Annotated in this window: 21 protein-coding genes and 1 pseudogene; 20 read left to right on the top strand and 2 right to left on the bottom strand. The window is 68.3% G+C overall.

Annotated features, from left to right (window positions below):
- Nucleotides 1-151: 151 nt before the first annotated feature.
- The 3 genes from BJ991_RS00700 to BJ991_RS00690 all read left to right on the top strand — a co-directional run bounded on the left by BJ991_RS00700 (nucleotide 152) and on the right by BJ991_RS00690 (nucleotide 1652).
- A complete protein-coding gene (locus BJ991_RS00700; RefSeq protein WP_179486569.1) occupies nucleotides 152-868 on the top strand; it encodes a hypothetical protein in 717 nt (238 codons plus the stop codon).
- Between the two features lie 191 nt (nucleotides 869-1059).
- The gene (locus BJ991_RS00695) at nucleotides 1060-1338 is read left to right on the top strand and encodes a hypothetical protein (RefSeq protein ID WP_179486567.1); all 279 of its coding nucleotides are present in this window, start codon (nucleotides 1060-1062) and stop codon (nucleotides 1336-1338) included.
- Nucleotides 1335-1652 (top strand): hypothetical protein, encoded by a 318-nt coding sequence (locus tag BJ991_RS00690; protein WP_179486565.1) that lies wholly within the window; start codon nucleotides 1335-1337, stop codon nucleotides 1650-1652. Before BJ991_RS00695 ends, BJ991_RS00690 begins: the two co-directional genes overlap by 4 nt.
- Here the strand turns inward: BJ991_RS00690 and BJ991_RS00685 are convergent.
- Together BJ991_RS00685 and BJ991_RS00680 are read right to left on the bottom strand one after the other, a co-directional pair.
- On the bottom strand, nucleotides 1570-2796 hold the full coding sequence (locus tag BJ991_RS00685; protein WP_179486563.1) for a tyrosine-type recombinase/integrase: 1227 nt from the start codon (nucleotides 2794-2796) through the stop codon (nucleotides 1570-1572). The two genes, BJ991_RS00690 and BJ991_RS00685, sit on opposite strands and share 83 nt — an antisense overlap.
- On the bottom strand, nucleotides 2789-3367 hold the full coding sequence (locus BJ991_RS00680) for a hypothetical protein (RefSeq protein ID WP_218852831.1): 579 nt from the start codon (nucleotides 3365-3367) through the stop codon (nucleotides 2789-2791). Before BJ991_RS00680 ends, BJ991_RS00685 begins: the two co-directional genes overlap by 8 nt.
- A gap of 128 nt (nucleotides 3368-3495) precedes the next feature.
- On the opposite strand from BJ991_RS00680, the gene BJ991_RS00675 reads away from it, so the two are divergent.
- The 17 genes and pseudogenes from BJ991_RS00675 (at nucleotide 3496) to BJ991_RS00595 (ending at nucleotide 22631) form a co-directional block, all read left to right on the top strand.
- Nucleotides 3496-3729, top strand: coding sequence for a helix-turn-helix transcriptional regulator (locus tag BJ991_RS00675; RefSeq protein WP_179486559.1), 234 nt, complete (start codon nucleotides 3496-3498; stop codon nucleotides 3727-3729).
- Between the two features lie 191 nt (nucleotides 3730-3920).
- Nucleotides 3921-4445, top strand: coding sequence for a hypothetical protein (locus tag BJ991_RS00670; protein WP_179486557.1), 525 nt, complete (start codon nucleotides 3921-3923; stop codon nucleotides 4443-4445).
- 143 nt (nucleotides 4446-4588) lie between these two features.
- A complete protein-coding gene (locus tag BJ991_RS00665; RefSeq protein ID WP_179486555.1) occupies nucleotides 4589-9427 on the top strand; it encodes a DEAD/DEAH box helicase family protein in 4839 nt (1612 codons plus the stop codon).
- Nucleotides 9415-9690: a glutaredoxin family protein gene (locus BJ991_RS00660; RefSeq protein WP_179486553.1), complete on the top strand. Its 276-nt coding sequence runs from the start codon at nucleotides 9415-9417 to the stop codon at nucleotides 9688-9690. Before BJ991_RS00665 ends, BJ991_RS00660 begins: the two co-directional genes overlap by 13 nt.
- A complete protein-coding gene (locus BJ991_RS00655) occupies nucleotides 9687-10757 on the top strand; it encodes a hypothetical protein (protein ID WP_179486551.1) in 1071 nt (356 codons plus the stop codon). The genes BJ991_RS00660 and BJ991_RS00655 overlap by 4 nt, the downstream gene beginning before the upstream one ends.
- Nucleotides 10733-11551 (top strand): DNA-processing protein DprA, encoded by an 819-nt coding sequence (locus BJ991_RS00650; RefSeq protein WP_179492346.1) that lies wholly within the window; start codon nucleotides 10733-10735, stop codon nucleotides 11549-11551. Before BJ991_RS00655 ends, BJ991_RS00650 begins: the two co-directional genes overlap by 25 nt.
- Before the next feature lie 63 nt (nucleotides 11552-11614).
- Nucleotides 11615-12199: pseudogene (locus BJ991_RS18890) on the top strand (DUF6349 family protein); the annotation flags it as partial.
- Between the two features lie 157 nt (nucleotides 12200-12356).
- Nucleotides 12357-12560, top strand: coding sequence for a hypothetical protein (locus tag BJ991_RS00645; protein ID WP_179486549.1), 204 nt, complete (start codon nucleotides 12357-12359; stop codon nucleotides 12558-12560).
- Nucleotides 12557-13585: a zeta toxin family protein gene (locus BJ991_RS00640; protein WP_179486547.1), complete on the top strand. Its 1029-nt coding sequence runs from the start codon at nucleotides 12557-12559 to the stop codon at nucleotides 13583-13585. The genes BJ991_RS00645 and BJ991_RS00640 overlap by 4 nt, the downstream gene beginning before the upstream one ends.
- Before the next feature lie 79 nt (nucleotides 13586-13664).
- Nucleotides 13665-14792, top strand: coding sequence for an AAA family ATPase (locus BJ991_RS00635; protein WP_179486546.1), 1128 nt, complete (start codon nucleotides 13665-13667; stop codon nucleotides 14790-14792).
- Nucleotides 14789-17167, top strand: coding sequence for a S8 family serine peptidase (locus BJ991_RS00630; protein ID WP_179486545.1), 2379 nt, complete (start codon nucleotides 14789-14791; stop codon nucleotides 17165-17167). The genes BJ991_RS00635 and BJ991_RS00630 overlap by 4 nt, the downstream gene beginning before the upstream one ends.
- The gene (locus BJ991_RS00625) at nucleotides 17167-18138 is read left to right on the top strand and encodes a hypothetical protein (protein ID WP_179486426.1); all 972 of its coding nucleotides are present in this window, start codon (nucleotides 17167-17169) and stop codon (nucleotides 18136-18138) included. Before BJ991_RS00630 ends, BJ991_RS00625 begins: the two co-directional genes overlap by 1 nt.
- Entirely contained in the window at nucleotides 18128-19039 is a 912-nt protein-coding gene (locus tag BJ991_RS00620; protein WP_179486544.1) for a hypothetical protein, read from the top strand. Before BJ991_RS00625 ends, BJ991_RS00620 begins: the two co-directional genes overlap by 11 nt.
- 1 nt (nucleotide 19040) lies before the next feature.
- Nucleotides 19041-20075: an ImmA/IrrE family metallo-endopeptidase gene (locus tag BJ991_RS18155; RefSeq protein ID WP_218852830.1), complete on the top strand. Its 1035-nt coding sequence runs from the start codon at nucleotides 19041-19043 to the stop codon at nucleotides 20073-20075.
- Nucleotides 20076-20164: 89 nt separating this feature from the next.
- Nucleotides 20165-20809, top strand: coding sequence for a multiubiquitin domain-containing protein (locus tag BJ991_RS00605; protein ID WP_179486543.1), 645 nt, complete (start codon nucleotides 20165-20167; stop codon nucleotides 20807-20809).
- Nucleotides 20806-21207 (top strand): hypothetical protein, encoded by a 402-nt coding sequence (locus tag BJ991_RS00600; RefSeq protein ID WP_179486542.1) that lies wholly within the window; start codon nucleotides 20806-20808, stop codon nucleotides 21205-21207. The genes BJ991_RS00605 and BJ991_RS00600 overlap by 4 nt, the downstream gene beginning before the upstream one ends.
- On the top strand, nucleotides 21189-22631 hold the full coding sequence (locus BJ991_RS00595; protein ID WP_179486541.1) for a ThiF family adenylyltransferase: 1443 nt from the start codon (nucleotides 21189-21191) through the stop codon (nucleotides 22629-22631). The genes BJ991_RS00600 and BJ991_RS00595 overlap by 19 nt, the downstream gene beginning before the upstream one ends.
- Nucleotides 22632-22756: the final 125 nt, after the last annotated feature.

Below are 22756 nucleotides of genomic sequence, written 5' to 3'. Positions count from 1 at the left end.
TCCTGATCCATTCGTACATTCGTCCACGGCTGTTGCGGAGTCAGGCCCAGCGCTACGGCTTCATGGCGGCCACGTGATCGCTGATCGAGGGATTACGCCGCAACCACACGGGAGGGGGGCGTAAGCAGCGCATCCTGGTTGAATACTTGTCGTGGCTTCGAAGTATGCCGGGACGATTGAGTTCAGTGACCTTCTGTTCGACCGGCACGCCCAGATGAGCATGATCTTTCTGCGTGGCCACCTTCTACTCGAACAGGCGCTGACGACGATTATCGAGCTCCGAGGAGAGCGGGCGAAGGTCGTTCTCGATCGCGCCTCCTTCAACGCGAAGTTGAACATCTGTGACGGTTTCGGGCTTGTGGACGAGGATCTTGCAACCGCGGTTCAGCTGGTGAATCGGGAGCGCAATCACCTGGCCCATCGCCTGGACGCGCTTGTAACGTTCGACCGGGTGTCTGCGTTGGTGGCCAAGATGCCCGAGCGGATTCGGACTGCGGTGGACGACGTCGTCTCTCTCACGCCTGACGAACTCACCGCGGAGGTGCAGCGGAGGGTCGCGAAGGCGAGGAAGCGCGGCGCGAACGATGAGCACATTCGTGCTCTCGAGATGGGATTCACGCAGGGGGCGCAGACGACGGAGTTGCTGAAAGGCCTCTTCTTGGTCCTAGCGATGGGGTTAGGCGGAGTCATCCAGCGGTTGCGCTACGAGGCGAACTACGGGGAGAAGCTCGATTCGTTCAAGTGGGCTTGCGCGATCGCAGAGATAGAGGAGACTGGCGCGACGCCTGAAAGCATCCGCGCGCGTCTGGCGCTACCGGATCCGCCTGACCCGCGCGATGCGCTCGGCGAGCTCTTCCGCTCGGCGTAGCTAGAGGCGGCTGGACGCAATCCGGCCGAGTTCGGTTCTGCTCCGAGCTGGGTCTAGAGCCAGCCCCCACCGCGTCCTGGTCGGGGAGCCTGCCGCGCGCTGGCACACTCGGACCGTCTCGCCAATGTCAGGTATAGATTCGAGTGATGTAGCGGCACACGCTCTCCTATGTAGTATAAATGTTCTAGCAATTGGAGCGCCCCGTGGAGGCTGCAACTCGAGAAATCGTCAATGTGTGGATGACGAACGGTGTACCGGCGGCGATGCTGTGGGGCGGACGGCGGTGGCGGGTGATCGACACGCCGACGCGGTTGCATGAAGAGCCTGACTATGTACCGCCTATGGTCACGCAACCGCCGGTGTGGCCGCAGGGCTGGCGGTTCACCGCGTCGACGGCACCGGGGAACTCTCGCGTCTTCGATGTCCGGCTGATCGCGGAGGCGTGGACGATCGTTGTGGTCTACGAATGAGCTCTGCGAGCGCGTTCGGAGCGGTGCTGGACCTGCCCGACTTCGATGCTGCGGGTCGCGATCGGTGGGAGCGCTGCGCGGGCGGCGAGTTGCTCGCGGTGATCGAGGCGCATCAGCTGGGCCGTGCCCGCACGACCTTCTACACCGCGTACGTGCTGGTCGACGGCAAGTGGTGGGATGTCGGCGCGCACCGCGACGCGCACGACGCGGTTGCGCGCGCGGAGGCGACGCTCACAGTTCCAGCGACCGAGAGGACGTGGGCGTTGTCCCCGACAGCGGTGCAGCAGCGTCGCGTTCACCGCCGGGGCCGCTGAACAGCGAGCCACGGCGCTTCGTCCTAGCCTCCACCGCCCGCGCCCTCGGCCGCCGGATGCCGCTGATGCCGGCGTGGGCGCGGTCGAGCGCTTCGGCGACGGCATCGAGGTCGTCGTCGAACAGGTCGCTATAGGTGTCTAAGGTCATGGCAGCACTGGCGTGCCCGAGCATGTGCTGGACCGCCTTAACGTTCGCGCCGGCGCTGATCGCGAGGCTTGCCGCGGTGTGCCGCAGATCGTGCGCGGTGACGTTCTTGAACGACGGGTCGATCTTCCGGGCGCGTTTGACGGCGGCGACGAACCATCCGTCCTGTGACGACGGCTGCCGCACGTGCTCCTCGCCGTCGCCGAATAGCAGACCCTCGTCGCCCTTGTCCGCCACGCAGTCGCGGATGCCCCGTTCGAGGAATCGGGGGAACGGGACGGATCGCTTCTCGTGGTCTTTCGGGGTGCCGACGATTATCTTCCCGCCGACGTCGACGGCGTTCTCTTCGATCCGTACACGCCGCCGGGTGAAGTCGACGTATTTCACTCGTATCCCGGTCGCCTCGCCCCACCGCAGTCCGGTGTAGGCGAGGAAGTAGACCAGTGTCGGGTACAGGGACGTCGCAGCGAGGATGTCGACCTGGGTGTGGGTGAGGTAGGCGTGCGGCTTCTTCTTCTTGCGGGGCATCTTGATCCCGCGCACCGGGTTGGAGGAGAGCCGTCGGTCTTTCACCGCGGTGTCCAGGATGCCGGCGAGGATGCCATACGCGCGGGCGACGGTCGTCGCCGACCGGCGTGTGCTCAGCTCGGAGACCCAGTCCTGTGCCTCGGAGTGCAGAATCGTCGCGATCCGCCGTGCTCCCCACTTCGGCTGGACATGCACCTCCCACGCGGACTGCAACGTCCGTGCATAGGAGGGCTTGACCACGCGCGTGCGGTTGAGCAGCCACGCCGGGCCGAGCTCCTCGATAGTGGCGCGGGCATCCTTCGGGTCGATGTACTCGTTGCGGGACTTGGCGACTTCGACGCGAGCGAGGAACTGCTCTGCGGCCTTGTGGGTTGTGAAGCCGCGCTTGTCGGTCTGGCTGTTGTCGGGCTTGCGATACCGGACCAGGTAGCGGCGGCCCTTCTTCGTCTTGTAGGGCTTGATGCTACCCATCGGCCTTTCGGCCGACGGGGAACGTGATGCCGTCGAGCAGGCCCGCGGCGCGAGCTCTGGTGGTCCAGTACACGGCAGTGCGGTTGGTGATTCCGAGTTCGTCCTGGACTGCCTTGATGGGCATGACGCCGGCGAGGGCGGCGACGCTGTAGATCAGCTGCACGAGTTCGAGGGTGTCGGGCTTGGGTCCGGCCTTGCGGGCTTGTGCGGCGAAGTCTTCGGGGATGAGCCGGCCTTCGGCGGTGGTGAGCTGGTCCACCGTGGCTCGGTGCGCGAAGAACTCGTGCTCGACCGTGATGCAGCGCGGCACCGCGGCGGTGAGCACTTCGCCGACGCGGACGGTGCGCAGCACGTTCGAGGTGACGTTGCCATCGGGGTTCACTGCGCGGGCAGTGACCGCGCTGACCAGATACCGCCCCGCCTCGGGACGGTAGTGGGCCTCGACGGTGGCGTCCACCTCGATGTCCTGCTCGGTGGCGGTCGCGACGAATGCCGGGACGATCTGCAGCGCGGCCCCGATCGGCACGGTGGCATGCCGCCACGTCACTGGCTTGCCGTCGAGGGTTCTCACGTCGACCTTCACCTCCTCAGTATGCCTTTCCGCGTCGCAGATCCGCTATTGCGTACCCTTGACGCGAATATACAGACCATGGTTCACTCTTGTCAATCCACGACGCGAGTAAGCAAGGAGAGTGAGTCATGGCGACACCGACGACATCGCGGGCCAACGAGTTGAGCCACACCTACCTGAGTCCGGAGCAGGTGGCGCGGATGCTTCCGGGCATCACGACCGCCCGGTTGGCGATGTGGCGGTACGAGGGCAAGGGTCCGAAGTTCCGCAAGGCCGGCCGGTCGGTGCTGTATGCGCTGGACGAGGTGGAGGCGTGGATCGAGTCCACCGTCCGGCAGAGTACCAGCGACGACGACTGGTGAGCGGGCCGGCCTCATGGTGGCGCGCAGACGCCGCGGCGAGGGATGGGAACAGCCAGAGCTCGACCTGTGGGGCGACCTCGACGGCACAGACGAAGGAGACGGCGATGGCGGCGCAGCGGATGCCGACGGTGGTGGGGATGATCCTCGTCGCGGCGGCGGTTCTGATCAGACAGGCACGGAGGATGAGGGCGATGAACCAGCACGGACGGCACGTGGAGCGGCACTGGCGGGCGCACCGCCCGGCATCGACCGCGCACCTTCAGGATCGGGAGGCGTTCTTCACCGCGGCCGGGGAGGAGATCCAGAACCGGATCGCGCAGCTGACCCCGCAGCTGGCGGGCCCGGACCTGCCGGGGGAGGACTCGCTGGCGAAGGTGGCGAGGCTGAGCAACGCGCGGGCGCGGGCGACGGAGATGGCGCTGTCCGACTCCGGTCTGTTCACGACGTCGGAGCTGACCCGGGACGAGTGGGAGTGGACGACCCAGGAGCACTCCGAGGGCCTGATCTCCTGGGCGTACCGGATGCAGGAACAAGCGGACGGGTGGGTCGACCACGGCCTGACGGTCGAGGACGCCGCGGACAGGTATCTGCTGCCGGAGACCTTCCTGCGGGAGATGGTCTCCTCGAGTTCCCCGAGACGGTTCCTGGAGACGCACCCGCAGGAGTGGGAGGAGAGCGTGGAGGCCCGCTGGGCTCGCGACTCTCAGACCGGGTAGCTGCCCCGTCGTTCCGGCCTGATCCGGACCGGCCGCTGGTCCCGTCCGGGGCGAAGGCGAGGTTCGCGGCGAACATCGCCGCCATCGACCTTCTGCGCACCCTCGACCGGGAGCACCGCCCCGCCACGGCGCAGGAGCAGGTCGTGCTGGCGGGGTGGTCGAGCTGGGGTGCCATCCCCGATGTGTTTGACGACCACAACACCGACTGGGCCACCGAGCGGGAGCAGTTGCGCACGCTGCTGGACGAGCAGGCGATTGCCGCGGCGCGGCGGACGACGCTCAATGCGCACTTCACGGATCCCGCGCTGGTCGCCGTCATCTGGGACACCGTCACCGCGCTGGGGTTCGACGAGGGGCGGGTGCTGGAGCCGGGGTGCGGGTCGGGCAGTTTCCTGGGCCTCGCCCCCGCGGTCGCGCGCATGGTGGGGGTGGAGTTGGACCCGACGAGCGCGGCGATCGCGCGGGCGCTGTACCCGGGTGCGACGGTGCGGGCGGAGTCGTTCGTGGACACGAAGTTCCCGGGCGGCTGGTTCGACGCCGTGGTGGGGAATGTGCCGTTCGGGAAGGTCGCGTTGCACGACCCCGTCGATAACACGAACCGGCACAGCATTCACAACCATTTCGTCTTGAAGTCGCTCAGGCTGACCCGCCCCGGCGGCATCGTCGCCGTGCTGACCAGCCACTACACCCTGGATGCGGTCAATCCCGGTGTCCGCCGCGAGATTGCGCAGTACGCGGACCTGGTCGTGGCGGTGCGGCTTCCCACCGGGGCGCATCGGCGCACCGCGGGTACCGAGGCGGTCACCGACCTGCTCATCCTGCGCCGCCGAGACCCAGACACCGCACCCGCGGGCCCGAGCTGGGAACAGGTGGTCACGCGAGAGGTCGACGGCGTTCCGATCGGGATCAACACCTACTTCGACGAGCACCCCGACCATGTCCTCGGCGACCTTGCGGTGGATCACGGTCTGCACAACGGCACCCTCGTCGTCCGCTCCGGCGACCTCGACACGGTCCCCGCCTGGCTGCGGGAGGTGCTCGCGCCGCTGCCGGATTACGCGCACCGGCACGGCCTCGACTACCAGCCTCGCCCCGAGCCGAACCCGGATGAGCCCGCCGTTGAGGAGGAGTCGGTGGTGCCGGCGGGGTCGGAGTGGGACGGCACCCTGCACGCCCGTGATGACGGCGGTTTCGAGGTCACCGCCGACAGCATGCGGGTCCCATTCGCAGTCCCCAAGACGGCGCGAGGGGAGTTGCGGCTGCTGCTGCGGCTACGGGACGCGGCGATCACGCAGCTGCACCTCGAGCGCGGCACGCTGGACGATACCGAGGAGATCACCACCGCCCGCAACCGGCTCCAGCTGTTGTGGCGGCAGTACGTGAACCGGTACGGGCCGATCAACCGATACACCACCGCGGGCACCGGCCGGGTGGACGACAACGGCGACCCGATACTGTCCCGCCGCACGCCGACGGCGCCGCGGTTGCTGCGTGAGGACCCGTACGGGCCGCTGGTGTTCGCCCTGGAGGTGTTCGATGACGACACCCAGGAGGCGCAGCCGGCGGCGCTGCTCACCCACCGGGTCATCACCCCGCGCCCGCAACGCCTGGGCGCCGACACCCCCGCCGAGGCGCTGCAGATCACCCTCGACATCCTCGGTCGCCCCGATATCGACCATATCGCCCGCCTCCTCGGCGACACCCCCGACCACGCACGCGAACGGCTCGGGGAGCTCGTGTTCGACGACCCGACCACCGGCGCCCTAGTGCCGGCGCCAGAGTACCTGTCTGGGAACCTCGCACCCAAGATCGCAGCTGCTCGTGCAGCGGCGGACACCGACTCCCGGTTCCAGGTGAACATGGCGGCGCTGGAAGCGGTGCTACCGGACCCGCTGACCCCGGGGGAGATCAGCGCTCGCATCGGAGCGGTGTGGATCAGCGAGGAGGTGCATGAGCAATTTCTGCGGGAGCTGCTCAACGATCCGAGGCTGACGGTGCGGTGCCCGCTGCCGGCGGAGTGGCGGGTGCGCAAGGCGATGCGCTCCACCGTGCGCGCCACCCAGGAGTGGGGCACCGAACGCCGCCCCGCGCCGGATCTGTTCACGGCCCTGGCGAACCAGACCCCGATCCGTGTCGACGACACCATCAAGGATGCCGACGGCACGGAGCGGCTGGTGTTCAACCCGACCGAGACAGCCGCCGCCCAAGACAAGGCCCAAGCCCTGCAAGAACGGTTCGAGGAATGGGTCTGGGAAGACCCCGCCCGCGCGACGGAGCTTTCCGCCGAGTACAACAGGAGGTTCAACTCCCTCGTGCTGCGCGACTACGCCACCGAGGCGGAGTACCTCACCTTCCCGGGCATGTCGGCGACGTTCACGCTGCGCGCGCATCAGAAGGCGGCGGTGGCGCGGATGATCTCCGAACCCGCCGTCGGCCTGTTCCACGAGGTCGGGGCCGGCAAGACCGCGGAGATGGTGGCCGGTGCGATGGAGCTGAAGCGTCTCGGGATGGTGAACAAGCCGGCCATCGTGGTGCCGAATCACATGCTTGAACAGTTCTCCCGAGAATTCATGCAGGTGTACCCGCAGGCGCGGATCCTGGCCGCCGGCACCGACGCCCTCACCGGCGACAAGCGGCGGCTGTTCGTGGCCCGGGTCGCGGCGAACGACTGGGACGCCGTCATCCTCACCCGCACTGCCTTCCAGCGCCTCGGCCTGGACCCGGAAGCGCAGACCGCGTTCGTCAACGACACCCTCGCCGTGCTCCGACGGGCGCTGACGGAGGTGGAGAAGGAGGACCGATTGACGGTGAAGGGGATCGAGAAGCGCATCCAGGCGGAGGAGGAGCGGCAGAAGCGGCTGCTGGACCAGCCCCGCGACCCCGGGATCAGCTTCGAGGCCACCGGGATCGACTACCTCATCGTCGACGAGGCCCACGACTACAAGAACCTGCACACCGCCTCTCATATCCCGGACGCGAACATCGACGGGTCCGCCCGCGCCCTGGACCTCGCCCTCAAGCTCGACTACCTCCGCCGGGTGCACGGGAACCGGGTGGTCACCGTCGCCACCGCCACCCCGATCGCCAACAGCATCACCGAAGCGCACGTCATGTCCCGCTACCTGCGCCCCGACCTGCTGCGCGCGGCGGGCGTGGAGGCGTTCGACAGCTGGGCGGCCACGTTCGGTCAGACGGTCACCGAGGTGGAGATGGCCCCCACCGGCGGCGGCAAGTTCCGGGTCAAGACAAGGTTCGCGCGCTTCCAGAACGTGCCGGAGATGCTGCGGATGTGGCACACCTTCGCCGACGTGAAGTCCGCCGAAGACCTCGACCTCCCCACCCCGCTGCTCACCGAACGGGCCGACGGACGCCGACTGCCCGAGACGGTTGTTATCCCTGCGACCGACGAGGTCCTCGACTACGTGCGGCTGCTCGGGGAACGGGCCGAGGCGGTCGCCGCGCACGCGGTGCCACCCACCGAGGACAACATGCTGAAGATCTCCACCGACGGCCGCAAAGCCGCCCTCGACATCCGCCTCGTCCACCCCACCGCCACCCCGCTCGACGTGCCATTGGATGTGGTCGCGGACCGGATCGCCCGCATCCACCACGACCACGCCGACGACAACTTCCTCGACACCCGCACTGGGGAGCCGTCGCCGCTGCGGGGCGCACTGCAGCTGGTGTTCTGCGACCTGTCCACCCCCACCGAGGACCGGTGGAACGCGTACCAGGACCTCCGGAACCGACTCACCGCCCGCGGTGTCCCGGTGGAGCGGGTGCGGTTCGTGCACGAGGCCCGAAACGACGCCGACAAAGCCCGCCTGTTCGCCGCCGCCCGGGAAGGGCGCATCAGCGTGCTGATCGGGTCCACCCAACGGATGGGGGTCGGCACCAACGTGCAAGCGAGGGCGGTCGCGCTGCACGACGTGGACTGCCCGTGGCGGCCCGCCGACGTCGCCCAACGCCACGGCCGCATCCTCCGCCAAGGCAACCAGAACGCGGAGGTGCGGATCTACCAGTACGTGGTCGAGCACACCTTCGCCGCCTACATGTGGCAGACCATCGAACGCAAAGCCCGGTTCATCGCGCAGATCATGCGCGGGAGGCTCGACGTCCGCGAGATCGACGACATCACCGGCGACACCCTCACCGCCGCCGAAGCCAAAGCCCTCGCCTCCGGCAACCCCCTCCTGCTCGAACGCTCCGTTGCTCTCAACGAGACCGCCCGTCTGGAACGCCTGGAACGCGCCTGGCACCGCGGACAGTCCACGCTGCGCGCCGCCGTCACCCAGGCGGAACGGTCCCTGGACGCTGCTACCGCCGATCTCGCCGCGCTCACCGCGGCGGTCCCGCGGGTGCAAGACCTGTCCGGGGAGAAGTTCCGGATCACGATCGGGGACCGCATCTACACGTCCCGCACAGACGCGGCCACCGCCCTAGCCCGGTGGGCGACCACCGCCGGCATCGCCTATGCCCGCCCCGTCATCGACGACCGGCCCCGCGGCCCCGTCGGACAGATCAGCGGATTCCCCATCCTCGCGCGCACCCGCACCGACCTCGGCCACATCCACCTGGTCCTCGAGCTGGACGGGATCCCCGGCGGCACCATCCGCATCCCCGTGGACAAGGCCCTGGACGCGCAGGACTGGGGCACCATCCGCATGCTGGAGAACCGACTCACCGGCATCGACCAGCTCATCAGCACTGTCCGCACCCGCATCGCCGACGCCACCACGACGCGCGACGACGCCGAGCGGTCTCTGACCGCGCCGTTCAAACACGCCGCGGCCCTCGACACCGCCCGCGCCGAGCTTGCCCGTATCGACGCCGCCCTGCAGAACGACGCGACCACCACCGACCCTGCCGCCGACCCCGTTCCGCAGCGTGACGTCGGTCGCATGGCGGGCGTGGACGCGGCGGCGCCGCACACGGTGCCGGGAATGGTGGCAGCGCCGGGGGGTGCGGGATGGTCACGGTGACCGTGTACTCCACCGGACCGGGCTGCGTGCGCTGCCGGCTCACGCTCCGCAAGCTCGACGAAACCGGCATCCCCTACAGGGTCGTCGACCTCTCCGAGGACTCGAACGCTCCCGCCCACGAGTACCTCACGGTCGATCTCGGGTACTCCGAGGCGCCCGTCGTGATCGTTGACGGGGAACCTGACCACCACTGGTGCGGGTTCCGCCCCGACCTCATCGACCGCCTCCACAAGTGGGCAACTTTGTCATCCGGTGCATCATGACGGTCTTCGCGCAGCACCATCCCAGCCCCGTCGGCCGCTCCTCCCGGCAGGCAGCCGCGGATGCCTTCTTCGCCCGTCCCGCCACCCCCGAGCTCTTGTCGCGGGTGCTGGCGGAGGCTGGCACCCCGGCCGTCCTGCTCGAGGCGTGGCAGCGGGACTGCGACCGCGCCCGCGCAGCCTCGGCTGCGGTCACCGAAGCCCTCGCGGCCAGGCTCGGCGCGGATGCGAGGGCCCGGACGGCGGAACGCGCCGCGGCGGAAGCGGAGGTGCGGGAGCGGAAGGAGGCATACCGGCAGCGGGAGCGGGAACGCAAGGCGCGGTGGATCGCGGCGAACCCGGAAAAGATGCAGAAGCAGCGGCGCCGGTGGCGGGAGGGCCACCGCGACCAGGTGCGCGCGTCCGGCCGCGCCTACTACCACCGCAACCGCGACGAGCTGCTCGCCGCCACGAAACGGCGAAACCAGGACGACCCGGCCACCCGCGCTGCCCAGCAGCGCCGGTACTACGAGAAGAACCAGGAGCACCTCACGCAGCGGCAGCGCGAGTACCGCGCCGACCCCGAGGTCAAGGAGCGCTACAACGCGTACAACAAGGAATGGCGACGACGCGAGCGCGCCCGCATCGCCGCAGGCCTCCCGCCGCGACGGCTGCACCGCGTCACCGCCACCGAGCGGCGGGCCAACCACGACGCGGCTGAAGCGTTCTTCACCCGCCCCCGCACCCCCGCCCAACGAAACCGGACCCGCCAGGAGGAAGAGCCCACCCCGCTCGAGCTGATCGCGGCATGGGAACGTGACAGCGCCCGCGCCCGAGAAGCCTTCGCCTACCCGCAGCGACGCGCCGAGCTCGCACAGCGCCGCGCCCGGGAGCAGGCGCGACAGGAGGCCCATTTGTCCGCGATCCAGGCGGCGCGGGAGGCCGAAGCGTCGCGGATGGATGAGATCGCCCGGGCCATCAACGCCCGACTGCGACTGCCCGCCCGGCGCCGCGACCCGCACCACAACGACCCCGCCGCCCCACACACCCCAGGCGTCTCCCCGCGATCCCGCGGCGGACCATCCCTGTAACCCGCCCGAAGTGCCGTCATACTCAGAACCGGAAGGACACCCACTCATGCTCGACCGTTCCGAAGCCGAATCCCTCCTCTACCGCGTCGCGTCCGCGGCGCTCAGCTACTACCGCGACAAGCCCACACAGGAGCCCGGCTACCACATCGACGAAGACATCGACTGGTGCCTTCGGCCCCTCGGCCACCTCCCCGACCGCCACCTGCAGGCCCTACGGGCTGTGGGGAACCGGCGACCGCACCGTCCTGACCCGGCGGCACCGCACCACGGTGGAAGGATCCCGCGCCGCCACCTCCTACGGCGAACACGTCGCCACCGAACTGACCACGGCACTCGTCGAGCGCGGGCACGCGATCATCACCGGCGCTGCCTACGGCATCGAAGCGGCCGCGACCCGCGCGACCCTGACCGCGCTCGGCACCCCGATCGCCGTGCTCGCCGGAGGCATCGACCGCCCCTACCCCGCCGGGCACACATCCCTGCTGGAACGGGTCGCCGCGACCGGCGCGGTGATCAGCGAAGTGCCCCCGCGACACACGCCGACGAAGTGGCGCTTCCTGGCCCGTGGCCGGATACTCGCCGCGCTTGCCCAACAGATCGTGATCGTCGAAGCCGGATGGCGATCCGGAGCGCTGAACACCGCCACCCACGCCATCGCCCTCGACCGGTTCCTCGGCGCCGTTCCCGGCCCGATCACCAGCGCCGCGTCCGCCGGGTGCCACCGCGTCATCCGCGAACTCGACGCCCACCTCGTCACCAGCGCCGACGACATCCCCACCGTCGACAACACGTAGCAGCCCCGGGGTGGGCGGCGACCCGCACCAGAGCCGCCCACCCCTCAACCTCACGGAGAACTCATGGACGACCTCAGCAGCGCGATCGACGCGCTGATCCACGACGCAGACCTCGACACAGCCGGCCCCTGGTCCGGCGCCGCCCCACTGCGGTTCACCAGCGGCTACCAGAGCCCCGACGACCTCGACACCGCCAACGCCCGCTACCAGTTCGAGCACGGCCGCTTCGCATGTAGCCCCGGCTCGCACATGTGGCACCGCGCCATCTGTGGCGGCACCCTCCGCCTCGACGACCACACCCTCGACACCTTCACCGCCGATCTCCGCTGCCCGCCCGACGCCCACCCGCGCGGCACCGACCGGTGTGCATGCGTAGGCGACCTCATCGAGATGACCGTCTGCGCAACGTGCGCATGGCACGCCATCGGCACCGAGAACGACACCGTCGAAGCCTGGCACGACCACGCCTTCCCCGGCTGGCGCAACCTGCCGATCCTGCCCGCCAAGCTCCGTGGCTCAATGGGCACCCAGAAGATGACCGGCAAGCTCGAAGACTGGCTGGCGGCCCACTACCCGGGCCGGTACCGCGCTCCGGGTGCGCCGATCCGCACCGATCGATCCGGCCTCGGCACCGTCACGTCCCCGCATACAGCCCCTACGGCGGCTACGACCTCGCCGTCGTCTCCACAACCACGCAGTCGTGACCCCGCTGTGCTCGGGGACGCCGGTACGATCAGGGCGAGGAAACCCGATGAACACTCAGATACCGCGGTGGCGAGTCAACGACACCGTCGCATACGACGTGATGCGCGAGACCGCGACCGCCCTGCAGGCCCGCATCCTTCAATCGGCCCGCACCGTCGGTCCCGCCGTGGAGAAGGCACACGCCGAGATCGCCGCCGTGCGCGAGGAGGTGTTCGCCGTCGACGGGTACGACCGCGCCGCCGTCGATGCACAAACGAAACGCCTCGCTGCACGTCTGGCCGAATTGACCGCGGACACCACGTGACCGCACCGCAGCCGGAACCCACCCCCGAGGAGCTCGCCCGGATCTTCGTCGACGAGATCCGCTCCATCCTTTTCCCCGATGATGCCGCCAGCGACTCCCCGGCCCTGATCCTGCTCGGCGGGCAGCCCGGCGCCGGCAAATCGCGCGCCACCCACAGCCTGCTGCGCGAGTACGACTTCGAACCAGTACCGCTCAGCGGCGACGACCTGCGCGCCTTCCACCCCCGCTACCGCGAGCTCATCACCCGAGACCCGATCCACGCGCCGGACGCCTTCGCGCCCGTCACCGCGGCATGGGTCCGCGCTGCCATCGACCACGCCCGCAACACCCAACGATCGCTACTGCTCGAAGGCACCTTCCACACACCTGAGCTCACTCTCGCCACCGCGCGCGCGTTCAGCGACGCAGGCTTCCAAGTACACGTCGTCGCGACCGGAGCGTCCCGCGCCGACAGCCTCCTCTCCGCCACCTCCCGCTACTTCCGATCCCGTCGCGAGAACCTCCCCGCCCGATTCACCTCCCGTACCGCCCACGACCGCGGTTACGACGGGACCACGGCGCTCGTCGCCCAGCTCGAGACCTCACCCCACATCGACCGCGTCACCATCCTCGACCGGGACGGCAAGGCAGGATTCGATGTACGCCGCGCAACCCCGCATCTGCCCGATGGGGAGTTCACCACTGCGACGGCTGCTCTCGAACGGGCACGCACACGACGGGTGGGGACCAGAACCGCGGTCGCGTGGCTCAGCGAACTTCGACGCATGACTCAGTACGCGGAAGCAACCAGACAAGTCACCACGCAGACCGCCGAACTACTGATTCCTCTCCACGAAATCGCCGTCCGCGACATTGTCCCCACCATCCCCCTGCCAGCAGGAAGCGAGCCCGGACGCAAGCTCGAAACACGCGTCGCTCAAGATCTCGCCGCTCTGCGACGCGCCGTCGTCGCACTCGACCCCGACGCCGCCGCGCCACATCGGACACCCGCCCCGGGCACGCCGAGCCCAGACCTCGCGCGCTGAGAGTGTCGGCGGCAGAGCGCCACGCAGCCGACAGCGAGTCGGGTCGCGGAGGTCCGACCCCACCGCTACGGTGGTAAACATGGCGGACCGGAACCCAGCAATTTACCAGTCGACTGATGGACTGGAGCGAGTCGTCGTTGACTTGGTTCGAGTGGGCGCCCGCGGCCATGCAGCGGGTGTGCGTCAGCTTGCCGGCCGTCTTGTTCGTGCGGTGCCGCCGACCGTCGGCGACCCAGGGGCGTTTCGGGTCGCCGTGCACGAGGCGCTCTCGGCGTCGAAGCCGTCCGCGGGGCTGCGGTTCGATAGCGGAGCGATCCCAGCCGACGGTGACGGAACGCACCCGCTCGTCGATGTGAATGCGCTCCCGATCGCGGATGAGCTCGTTGTCGATCAGCGGGTCGCGATCGAACTGAATGAGATCGTGGAGGAACGCAACCGCGCGGATGAGCTCGCAAGAGCCGGTGTTTCGCTGAGTCGAACGGTGCTGTTTTCTGGTCCGCCCGGAGTAGGCAAAACGCTCGCCACCCGCTGGCTGGCGCAGCGGCTGGGTGTACCACTGGTCGCTTTGGACCTTGCCTCAGTGGTCTCCAGCTATCTGGGCAGCTCCGGTCGAAACATCAAGTCGGTCCTGGAATACGCGAAGTCCGGCCCGTGCGTGCTACTCCTGGACGAGTTCGACGCGGTTGCCAAGCGTCGCGACGACGACTCGGACATCGGCGAGCTCAAGCGGGTCGTGAACGTGATCCTCGTCGAGCTTGACAGATGGCCCGACAGCAGCCTCTTAGTGGCTGCCACCAATCACCCCCAACTGTTGGATGAGGCGATCGACCGGCGGTTCGATCGGATCGTCGAGTTCCCTCTCCCCGACCAGACGCAGAGGCGGATGCTGTTGAGCAACGCGAACCATGGAGAGGCGTCTGCACAGCTCGTCGAGCTGACCGCGGCGCTCTGGGCGGGTGCCAGCCACTCCGTCCTGATGCGCTTCTGGGAGATTTGCCGGCGGAAGGCGATCCTGCACCAGCTAGCTCTTGAGGAGGCGCTCGTCTCTGAGCTGATCGCGCGCTTCCCGACGAGCGAGCTACGGGACCAGCTGTGGCGCCACGCGCACCAGACCCTCGAAATGTCCAACCGGCGCATCGCCGCCCTCGCGGGCGTGAGCCACCCCACAGTCGCCAGCGGGATCAGACGGGCAGGAGGCCAGAAGTGACCGACGTCAGTGCCACTGCCGGCACCACCCGGCGCCTGATGGTCAACGGCGAGGCATTGCGCATGGACGTCGAGTTCGCGCCCACCGGCGGCGGACCGAAATTCGAGCCGTACACCCCGGACGAGGCACGAGAGTGGCTGCTGCCACAGATCCGATCCACCCGATCGGCGGTCGCCGCGCTCCCGGACACGCTGCGAGCGGCCGACCGCGTCTACGTCGAAGCGAAGCTGCTTCCCAACTACATCGCCCCCACCTACTTCCCCGACGTCCTGCTCGCCTTCGTCGGCGCAGTTCCCGTCGGCTCACGCGCCGATACAGGCGAACTGCGCACCGCCACGAAGACGCAACACACCGGTACGCGCCGTCTCATCCTCGCCGTCGACGAATCCGCCCTCGAAGACCTCGAGGACCTGATCGACACGCACGGTGCCGGCCGCAGCGCCCAGCAGGCCTTCGCACAGATCCGTCGACTTGAGGAACTCGCACCACCCAAGGTCGGCACGGTGCTGCGAGTGCCCGAGGTCGCGGAAGCCTTGGATGGTGCGGAAGACACCCTCTGGGAGGCCGTCCTGCACCCGCAGACTGTCCGGTCCGGAGAACCGGTGGCGATCGACGATGACGCGCTAAGCCGCTGGACGGCGCTGGTGGCCGCGAATGGTGGGGCTGTCCATCACGAGTACCTTCGCCGCGTCGGCGGCCTCACTTTCGTGCCGGTGCGTGTCGCACCTGATCGTGCCCCCGAACTCGCCCGGTTCAATCCGCTCCGCGTGCTTCGACCGATGCCGGCCATCCGACCCCGACCCAGGTTCGGGCTGCGCAGCGCCAGCCGGGTTCTCCCTCCCGCCACCGCGCGACCGATCGCTGATGTCACCACGGTCGCCGTCTTTGACGGTGGTGTACACGACCCGAGCCACCCTGGTCTGTTCCCAAGCGCTGCCATCGATCTCACCCCTGAACCGGCCGAGTCCGACGAACTCGATCACGGCACCGGCGTCACCGGGGCCACCATGTATGGGCTGCTCGCAGCGGGACATCAGGCGACGCAACCGCCGCTGCCGGTGGAAAGCTTCCGTGTCATGCCGCCTCCGTTCGATCCGGGCGACTTGGACGGCTACTGGGTCCTCGACCAGATCAAGGACACCCTCGCCGACGACCGTCACAAGCTGGTCAATCTGAGCCTTGGGCCCGCGCTCGCCGTCGAGGACGACATGGAACCCAACCGGTGGACGGCCGAACTGGACCAGCTCGCCTGGGAACGAGACGTCGTCTTCGTGGTTGCCGCCGGAAACCACGGCGACCAAGACCGCCAGACCGGGCTCCACCGAGTAGAGGTTCCCGCCGACATGGCCAATGCCGTGTCGGTCGGATCGTGCGACATCCCCGCGCCGCATCGACCGTGGAGCCGCGCCCCCTACTCCTCGATGGGTCCCGGGCGCGCCGGGCGCCGCACGCAACCCCTGGGCGTCCAGTTCGGCGGTGTCGACCAGCGCATGTTCGACGTACTACGCGCCGACGGCACATTCTTGGAAGCCTCAGGCACCAGCTTCTCTGCACCCCTGGTCACCCATGCCCTCGCCGACCTGACCACACGGCTGCCGCGGGTGAACAGCAGTGTGCTGCGCGCGTTCGCTGTGCACTTCGCAGAGCGACACCGTGCGTTTATCGCAAAGCGAGACGAACTCGGCTTCGGTCGTCTTCCGTTGACCTTCGCCGACGCCATGGAATGCACGCCCGACCTGCTGCACGTACTGTACGTGGACCAGATCAGCCGCGGCGACATCCTCGGCTACCAACTGCCATGGCCGCGAACATTCGGCGGCTCGGCCAAGATGTCCGTGACCCTCGCCTACGCCTCACCTGTCGAGCCGACACAGCCCACCGAGTACACCTCGGCGTCCCTGGAGCTCACGCTGCGCCCCAACCGCAACATGTTTCGGTTCTCCCCGCCGAAAGGCTCATCCGAGCCGGCGCGGATCGCAGACCTGACCTCGGTGGAAGCACGCAACCTCCTCACGTCCGGGTGGACCAGCGGTCAAGAACCCGTGACGAAGACGCTGTCCGGCTCCGCAAGCCTGAACGAGGCCGATCTCCGCGACTCCGGGAAGTGGGAGACCCTACGGCATCACCGGGTGAGCTTCGCCGCAGGCGAGGTCAACGACCCCAGACTGGAGATCCGTTACGTCGCCCGTCGTGCCGGAGCCCTGGACGGCTCACCCACCGAGGTGCCGTTCGCGCTGCTGGTCACGATCACCGACCCCGCTAACGGTGGGGTGCTCTACGACGAGGTCGCCGCACAGTTCGCCGCGCTCCGGCCGGTGCAACGCGTCGCCGGCCGCGTGCGGCTGCGCGGCGGTCGCGAGAACAGTTGGTATTAGTGCACGCAGCTACCACGCACATCAAAGACGAGGCACTGTCCCGGGGCAGCCTGGGGCCGGCCGCGCTCGACATGATGACCGATGTCTTCGCTTACGAGCTTCCACGGTTCCCGGGTCTCGCCGCAACAGACGAGGTCGCAGATCTCGTCAACGAGTTCTTTCTCGACAAAGGCTCCGGCTACGCCAACGCGGTCATCGAGGTGCCCGATGACGACGCCGCCCGCCGTCTCACACGAAAGTGGGCAGTGCACTGGCTTGTCGACCGGGCACGGACCCTCCCGTTCGGGGCGCTCCGAAACCGCTTGGAGAAGCGCCTCGAGCGCTCGCCGCTGTTCGAACGCTCCGCCATCGACCACTATTGGCGACTGGCGGATGGTGGCGATGCCGATCGAGGCGTCACAGAGTCGCGGCTACGGCAGCTCGCGTCGAGCACTTTCGTGGAAACGATCCCCACGGCCGACGGGATCCAGCTCGGGCGGCGCGGTGAGCTGGAGGAACTCCTGCGGCGACTTCTGGATGAGGCCGGCCGGCTGCACATCAGCGACATCACCAGGATCTGCGCGGAGCGCTTCCCCTCGACGCTGGAGCCAGGCGACGCGGCATCGGCGACCGTGGATGCGGACTGGGAATACATCGAGGACGTTACACCCGCAGCTGACACGACCGGCACGACGGCGGACAAGCGACGCCAGGAGCGCACAGCCGAGAGCCTGATGCCGCTGCTCAGCGAGCGGGAGCTCGTTGTCATCCGGCACGCCGATGATGCGGTTGCACTGGCGGGGGCGCTGGGTGTCGGGCGCAGCAGCGCGTACACCATGATCGGCCGGCTCCGGGCACGCCTGGTCGAGCTCGCCGGTGACGATAAACAGGGACGAGAGGTGATGGTCGCTCTGGTCAGCTTGGTCTTGGACGATCCTTCGCCTGTCCCGTCTCTACGTGAAGAGGACAGAGAGGACTCCCGTGCCATCTGACGCCGCCGAGCGCTGGCTCGCCATCTCCGCACAATTCCCCATCGGACCCAAGCGCCCCGGCGCGACACTTCGCAGCACCCCACCCGCCGACAAGGTCAGCGCCGGACAACTGCGGCAAGCATCCTGGCAAGACGCCGACGCGGTCGTCCTCATCGAGTCCGTCGACGAGGATGCGGCCAGGGCCCGCATCTTCCCTGTGAGCCTCGAGCCGGGCGTGGGCGATGCCCGCGCCGTCATCATCGAGCCGGAAGCGAGCCCCCTCCACGGCGGCCTGGCCGTCTGGCCCGGACAGGCCGAATGGATCCCCTACGCCGCCCTCGATCAGGTCATCGCGGTGGCGGCCCCCGCCGTGCTCCGCGCCGTCCGCGACGCACCAACCACACCACCGCGTCTTTCCGGCGTGCATACCCGTGAGTCCGACCCGCCCCCCGGCTCCGGCGCCACCCTGGCTATCGACGAAATGTTTGACGCCATCGAGTTTCTCCAGCATGCCCCGACCGTTACCGCCTCAAGCGCAAGCCCACGTCCCCGCCCGCTGGAGATCCCCCTGCAGCAGATCATCGACACCCTTCGCGTACCGCAGCCGCGTGCGATGGCGATACGGCTCGGCAAAGAACCTCTCTCAATCGAGGAAGCCGAACAGTTGGCGTCGGCGGCAAATGTCCCCGCCGAAATGATCTTGGCCGCGCTGTCTCCTTTGCCCTGGGACCTCCTCCGGGAGCTGCACGAGCCACGCTGGCGTGCGATCATCCGGGAACGTGCGACGGACAACGACGAGACGCACGCCCGCACCCGCCTCGGATACGAGGCGTATCAGCTCGCCGCACGCGAGTCGGGCACCGGGCGGGATCTTTGGCGGCAGCGGATCGCCGCTGTTCTTGCCCGCGAGGGCAAACAGTAGCGTGCCGCAGATCTTCGACGCGACACCTGCCCAGGTCGACGACATGATCGCCGCCTGGGCGGGACGCGGCGGCGCGATCGAAGACCTCACCCTCGACGCGTTCACGGCGCTGCAGGATCGCGACGACATCTCGGTCTTGCGGGTGCCCGAGTTCGTCCCCCATGACTCGGATCTCGGCTGCTCCGTCACGGGCGGCTACCGGTGGGACCCACCCACGCTTGTGGTCACCGAATCCATGTCGCCGCGCCGACAGCAGTTCACCGTGCTTCACGAGCTCGGCCACCACCTGCAGAAGACCGACATCGCGTTGGGAACCCGGGTCGTGGACCACCGGCAACCCGAACTGTTTGAGGACGCCTGCTGTGACGCGTTCGCGGCGCGAGTATTGCTCCCTGACGACCTTGTCGACGCACACACCGCCGCCCGCGGCCCGACCGCGCAAGGCGCCATCGATCTGTTCGACGCATCGAACGCCTCCCGCGCAGCGATCAGCGTGCGCCTTGCCGGGCGGCTGCAGTCACCGGGTGTCATTGCCGTGCTTGATCCGGCCGGCGTCGTGACATTCGCCGCAGCGCGAGGCGGTATCTTCCCGCCTGCTCGTGGAAGTGACCAGAGCTCCAACCCGCTCGTGCACGCCGCCCTCGAGCAGACAGACCCCACCAGAATCATCACCCGCGACGACGCGCGAGTCTGGTACCGGACCGGGCACTCCTCCGACCAGCTCTACGGGCAAGTCGGATGGGCAGGCGACCGGCTCTTCGTGGTGATGGTGGAGTACGGCGCCTCCTGGCTGTCGTTCTCCCCGCCGCGCGACGGCACCGCGCACCACACGACGGATCGTTTCGAAGAGTGCGAAACGTGCGCACGCAGCTTCATCGTCGGCTGGATCTGCCCCCGATGCCGTCAGCCTCGATGCCCCGCCGGGCACTGCGGATGCACCGCGACCGCTCAGATCACCTGCGCCGTCTGCTTCCTCGAGAAGCACCGCAGCCAATTCGCACCCGGCGCGGACACCTGTGATGACTGCGCGGGCTGACCCGTCTGGACGATTCGGAAGTTGTCCCGTCTCTAGCCTCCGAGTGGGAAACAGCACCCACCGCGCCAAGAGACAGAGAGGAGCCCACAGTGGCACCCCGAGACAGCATCACCATCTACATCGACAGCGAACCGGTCACCGTCGCGCAGCGGCGCCTCACCGGCAGGCAGCTGCGCGACCTGGTCCAGCCCCCGGCCGAGAACCTGTGGATCGACGTTCCCGACGCGCAGGACCACCCCATCCCGGTCACCGAGACCGTTGCGATCGAGGAAGGTCAGCGCTTCTTCACGGACCGGCCCCGGACGATCTTCATCGACAAGACGCCCTATGTGGTGCGCAGCGCGGTGCTCTCCGAGACGCAGCTGCGGCAGCTTCCCACCCCGCCCGTGCCCGAGGACCACGGCATCTGGAAGGACATCGTCGACGAGCTCGATGACCCCATCGGCATCGGCGAGCTCGTTCCCATCTCCGACGGCGACCGGTTCTTCACCAAGCCGCTGCCGCAGCACGAGATCACCGTCACCGTGAACCGCCGCCAGGTCACCCTCCACGGCGTCCGCCAGACCGGCCGGTCGATCAAGGACGCCGCGATCGCGCAGGGCGTGCCGATCAAGCCCGACTTCCTGCTCTCCCGCAAGGACGGCAAGACCTTTACCCCCGTCGATGACGATGAACACATCCGTGTTCGTCCGCACGACGAGTTCCGCGCCCTCGACGGAGACGACAACTCGTGAGTACCACCACGATCACCGCGGCGATCAGCGACGCGATCGACGAGCTGCGCGAAACGTTCCCCGAGGCGACCGTCACCTTCGAAAGCGACGGCGACGGCGGGGGGTGGGTCCTGATCGATCCCGTCCCCCTCGGACCGGCGTACACGCAGTCGACGTCGTGGATCGCGTTCCAGATCACCTTTCCCTACCCCGAAGCCGATGTGTATCCGCTGTTCGTGCGCCCCGACCTCGACCGCAAGGACGGCGCCGGCCACGGTGAAGGGTTCGCATCGGTCACGTGGGGCCCGCACGCGCAAGCCGGCACCCAGCTGTCGCGGCGCAGCAACCGGCTGGACCCCACCATTGACACCGCCGCCACCAAGGTGCTCAAGGTGCTGCGATGGCTCGCCGAGCAGTGACCGAGCCGTGGTCGGTTGTGATGACCGGGGAACAGTGGGCGACGCTGCGTGCCCATCTGTTCCCCGGCGACCAGGATGAGCACGGCGCCGTTCTGCGCTGCGGTATCGCACGCAGCCCACGGGGCACGCGTCTGCTGGTCCGCGACGTCGTTCTCGCCGAAGATGGCGTCGACTACATTCCCGGGGATCGCGGGTACCGCAAGCTCACCGCCCCATTCGTCGCCGAGAACATCGACGTCTGCGCGGAGCAGGGGCTGGCCTACCTTGCGATCCACAATCACGGCGGCTCCACCAGCGTCGACTTCTCCGACACCGACATCGCCTCGCACGAACGCGGGTACCCCGCCCTGCTCGATATCAACGCCGGCGTCCCCGTGGGCGCCCTGGTCTTCGCCGCGAACGCCGTCGCCGGCGACATCTGGTCCGACACCGGTGAACGTCACCGCATCGCCCACCTCCGCGTCGTCGGGCGACCTCAGCGCACCCTCACCCCGCAGCCCGTCGCCGCGGCGCTTGCGGACCCGAGCTACGACCGGCAGACCCGCATCTTCGGCGACCGTGGACAGCAGATCCTCGCTCGTTCCCGCGTCGCCGTGGTCGGGCTGGGCGGCATCGGCTCGCTCATCGTCGAGTACCTGGCCCGGCTCGGCGTCGGCGAACTCATCCTCATCGACCCGGATCGGCTCGACCCCACTAACTTGCCCAGAGTGGTCGGGTCCCGTCGCCTCGACGCGATGGGATGGTTGCGCCGCGGCAGTGCTCCCCGGTGGATGCGGAAGCTCGGCGAACGCCTCGCCACACCGAAGGTGAAGATCGCCGCACGAGTCGCGCACCAGGCATCCACGACCACCCGCGTCACTAGCATCCCCCAGTCTGTCGTCGACGCGGATGTCGCCGCTCTGCTGACCGACTGCGATCACATCTTCCTCGCGGCGGACTCCGCGCTCGCACGTCGTCTCGTCAATTCGATCACGCACCAGTACTTGGTGCCGCACACGCAGGTCGGATCGAAGGTGTCCATCGTGGACGGCACGCTCGCCGACATCTTCTCCGTGTCGCGAATGAGCAGCCCCGGCAGCGGATGTCTCCAATGCAACGGGCTCATCCCCGCGAGCCGCCTGACGGAGGAGGCGACCAGCGAGAAGCAGCGTCGTCGTCAACGCTACGTGGACGACGACGATGTGCATGCCCCTAGCGTCATTTCCCTCAACGCGGTCGCCGCCGCCCGAGCGGTCGATGACTGGCTCATGACCGTTGGTGAGCTCGTTGACGAGGACGTCCCCCACGACCACTGGGCGTCCTACTTCCCACGAACCGATGAGGTGGTCGAGCACACACCGAAGAGGCGACCCGGATGCCTCCACTGCGGTCCCGGTCGCTTCGCTGCGGGCGACAACGTTCCGCTGCTGGCAAAGCCGGTCTGAACAGACATCGACGCTGGCGCTGATCGGCAAGAGTGACGTTCCGCCGCCACCCGCAACACTGATCCGGGTCGCATTCGACGATGAGCGGGGAGCCCGGAACGACCGACGCGCGTGTCATCAGCTGG

Source organism: Microbacterium immunditiarum, from assembly GCF_013409785.1.
GTDB classification, from domain to species: domain Bacteria; phylum Actinomycetota; class Actinomycetes; order Actinomycetales; family Microbacteriaceae; genus Microbacterium; species Microbacterium immunditiarum.
The sequence above is the reverse complement of the archived record's forward strand: the minus strand, read 5'-3'. Positions and strand labels throughout refer to the sequence as shown.